Here is a 4,056-nt window from a genome sequence, read left to right on the forward strand (position 1 = left end):
TCGGTCTCCTCGATGACGGGGTCGACCGAGAGGAAGCGGCCGAGCTTGGGGTCGTACTCGCGGGCGCCGAGGTGGACGAGCCCGGTGGTCGGATCCTCGGTGCCGCCGACGAAGGCGCGCTGTCCTGGCCAGAACGCCGGTGGCGAGCCCCGGTTCTCGCCGAACGGGGTGAGCCGGCGCATCGCCACGTCGCCGGTGGTGGCGTTCACCGCGGCCTGCGCGGTGCCCTGGTGGTCGTTGGCCAGGAAGGAGACCTGGTTGTCGGGGGTGCGTACGGCGATGGGCTGCTCGTTGACGGTGTAGTAGCGGGTCTGTTCGACGACGTCTTTGGCGTGGTCGAGGCGCAGCTCCATGTCGTCGATGTAGAGGGTGGTGTCGGTGGAAGTTTTGCGGATGAGGCGGTCGCCGTCCGCGCTGTAGACGAACGAGGTGGTCTTTCCGGCCTCGGTGACCGATTCCAGGTTGCCTTCGGCGTCCCAGACGAGGCTCTGGTCGGAGGTGCCGACCTTGCGCCGGGTGGTGTTGCCGGCGGCGTCGTATTCGAAGAGGTCGGCCCCTACGGCCTGCAGCGCGTGGGGCTGCTTGCTGCCGGGGGCGGGGTAGGTGTAGTCGCGGACCTGCTCGCCCGCGCTGCCGAAGGCGTGCTTGGTCTCCTTGGTCCGGTTGCCGGTGGAGTCGTAGGCGTAGCTGACCGCGTACGGCGCCACGCCGCCGATCTTGCCCGGCTGCGGGGTGCCGGTGGCGCAGTCGTCGGTCGCGGTCCAGGCGGAGGTCAGTCGGCGCAGGTGGTCATAGGTGAAGCACTGCGTGTCCTGGCTCGCCCCGTCGGCGATCTTGGTGATGTTGCCGACGGCGTCGTAGGAGTAACTGACGTCCAGGTCGGCGGCGCCGGCGTTCTCCCGGTCCAGCCGCATGCCGGTCAGCCTGCGGGTGGACTCGTCGTGGGTGTAGGTGAGCCAGGTCTTCCTGCTTCCGGTGCCCAGCTCGTACTGCAGGGTCTCGCCGAGCTTGGAGTAGCGGGTGGCGGTCACGTACGTCGACAGGCCGGTGACCTTGGTCGGTTGGCTCAGCTCGTCGTAGGTGTAGACGACCTGTTCCTCGGCCAGCCCGCCGGCGGCGGGGAAGCTGACCGACTGGACCTGGTCGTCGAGCGTGTAGCGGGTGTTGAGCTGGTAGGAGCCGGCCAGCTTGCCCTCCCGCTCGGGGATGGTGACCGTCTGGCGCAGCGTGCGGTAGTCGGCGTCGATCGCGTTGATCTCGGCCTTGTACGCCTGCCCGCCGACGTAGCGGATGCTGGCGTTCATGTGGCCCTTGGCCAGGGCGTCGTACTTCCACTCGGCCAGCAGCGGGCCGGTCGCCGACCCGTCGCGCAGTTCGGTCTTGCGGCCGAGCTGGTCGTAGCCGTACCACAGGGTCCGGCCGCGGGCGTCGGTCGTGGAGACCAGCTCGTCGGCGTCGTTGTAGGTCATGGTGGTGGCGCCCTTGTCGGGGTCCTCCACCTTGATCTCCCGGCCGCGCAGGTCGTAGTGGTGGCGCCATACGTTGCCGGCGTGGTCGGTCACCGTGGACAGGCGCCCGGCGTGGTCGTAGGTGTACTTGGTGGACTCGTACGCGCCGGTCGGGGTGGCCCCCTTGTACTGGCGCAGCTCGATCAGCCGGTCCTCGGCGTCCCCGATCCGGGTGGTCGCGGTGCCGCCGGGCGGCGGCGTCACGTGCACCCGGTCGCCCTCCTGCGCGGTGCTGACCCGGTACTTCTCCACGCCCTTGGCCTTGAGCACCTGGGCGTTGACGTCTCCCGAGCCGTCGAAGGCGGACACGACCTGGGTGGGCACGTCGGTGTCGGCCACGCCGAGCAGGTCGGTCGCGGGGGTGCCGGTGGCGAAGTAGCCGGTGTTCGACTTGCTCTGCTGGCCCTGGGAGTTGTACATCGTGTCGGTGACGGTGCGGCCGTCGCGCAGTGCCGGGTCCGTCGCCTGCGCGTCCCTGGGCGCGGGTTCCTGGGTCTGGCGCTCGCGCATCAGGCCGTCGAACAGCTCGTGGCTGCTGGTGTAGGTGCCGTCGGCGTTGAGCGTCTTGGTGGTGACGACGCTGGGGCCGTCGGCCCGCATGAGGTAGGAGTACTCGGTGCTGGGCGACTGCCCGGCGGCCTTGCTGCGGTCGGGCTGCCAGACCTTGGTCACCCGGCCGAGCGCGTCGTAGTCCAGGTCGATGCGGCGGTTGGCGGCGTCGACCTCGGCGACCGGCTCGCCCCAGGCCGGGCTGAGCAGGGTCCGCTCGGTGTGGCCGAGCTGGTTGGTCTGCACGATCTCGGTGGCCGGGGCGCCCGCCGCCGGGCTGTAGGCGGTGGTGGATCTGGTGCCGACCGCGTCGGTCTCGCTGGTCTCGCGGCCGTAGGCGTCGTAGGTGTGGGTGCTGTCGGTGATCGTGGTGCCGTCGGCGGAGACGAGGTGGTGGACGGAGGTGACGTCGCCCTTGGTCGGCGCCTGGCCGAACGTCTTGCCGTCGTAGCCGACCTTCTCGTCGGAGATGATCTCCTCGGCGGCCAGCGTGGACACCGCCGTGCCGCAGGGCGCGGCGACCTTCTGGATGCGGCTGGTGTAGTCGAGCATCCAGCTCGTGTCGTTGCGGGCGTAGGTGTAGCGGGTGCACTGGTCGTCGCCGGTGCTCGCCAGGTCGCCCCGCTCCTCGATCTGGGTGAGCAGGCCCTTGGTGTCGTACGTGCGCTCCTCGCCGGTGCGCCGCCACGTGCCGTTGGCCAGGGCGGTGCGGGTCACCATGGACTTCGCCTCGACCATGTGCGCGGTCTTGGTGACGCCGCCCTGGGTGGACTCGGCGGTCTTCAGCGACCAGGGCTGTTCGGCGGTCGCGGTGAGGATGGCTCCGCCGTCGCCGTCGTAGGTGATCTCCTCGCGTTCGAAGCCGGCGTACTGGTCGAGGTCGTCGAGCTTGACGCCCTCGGTGTCCTCGACCTGGGCGCTGCGCTTGGTGCCGTCGGCCAGCTTGTCGCCGTGCATGCCGCGGAAGTAGCGGGTCTCGGTGAGGGTGCGCCTGGTGTCCTGGCCGTCGCCCTCGCGCACGCGTACCCTGCCGAAGCCGCGGAAGTCGGACCAGGTGCGGTGCTCGGGCTTGACGAGGATGTTGTCGGCGTAGTGCCAGGCGGCGCCGCCGAGGTACTCGTAGTCGGTGACCACGTTGGGTGAGGCCGCCACGCGGTCGACCTCGACGGTCTGGGCGACGACGTACTTGTGGAACCAGTCGGTGACCTCGGCCTCGTCGGGGGGTGACCAGCGCTGCGGGAAGCACAGCCTGGTGTTCTTGTCGGCCGCGGGCAGGGCCCCGGGCTGGCAGTCGGCCGCCTTGTAGTTGACGCGCAGTTCGCCGCCGGTGCCGTTGTCGACGGTCTGGACGCGCCACTTGACCAGCGGAGCGCGGCCTTCGGTGGCGTCGACCCGGTTGGGGAGCTGCACTCCCTTGAACGTGGTCTTCGGCAGCGTGAGGGTGCCGCCCACGTGGCCGGTCTGCTGGATCGAGGCCAGCCACAGGGCGGGGCTCATGCCGTCGCCGGTGGCGGGGAACTGGTGGGTCAGGGTCCAGGAGTCGACGGGGGTGTACTGGCCGGCTCCGTTGCCGATCTGGGTGGTGACCTTGGTCAGCCGCTTGCGGGTGAAGAAGGTCGGCGCCAGGCGGTCGGTGCACTTCACGCCCGAGTCGCAGATCTGGTCGAACGGCACGTCCGGCCAGTGGGCGGCGGTCTCCTTCTTCAGCTCGGCGGCCGCGCAGGTCACGGTGCCGCTGGGCAGGCACCGCTCGGCGACGTCGAACACCACCTGGGTGGCGGGGGCCTTGGTGAACAGTTCGCCGCTGAGGTAGCCGTAGTCGATGCGGGTCAGGTAGGCGCTGCGGTCGTACACGGTGCCCAGTTCGGGCTTCATGTTGCGGCCGTAGTAGTTGGTCTCCTGGGTGTACCAGTAGGTGGTGGCGTTGCCGTGGGTGTCCACGGCGTAGTCGAGGTTCCACCGGTAGCCCTGCTGGCACCAGGCGTTGGCCGGGGTGCTG

At 69.9% G+C, this 4,056-nt stretch carries 1 protein-coding gene; it reads right to left on the bottom strand.

Going from position 1 to position 4,056, the window contains the following annotated elements:
• Window positions 1-4,056 (bottom strand): RHS repeat domain-containing protein (locus tag ABD844_RS31460; RefSeq protein ID WP_344886316.1); only part of this gene is annotated, 4,056 nt, incomplete at both ends.

This window comes from Nonomuraea antimicrobica (genome assembly GCF_039536965.1).
Taxonomy (GTDB): Bacteria; Actinomycetota; Actinomycetes; order Streptosporangiales; family Streptosporangiaceae; genus Nonomuraea; species Nonomuraea antimicrobica.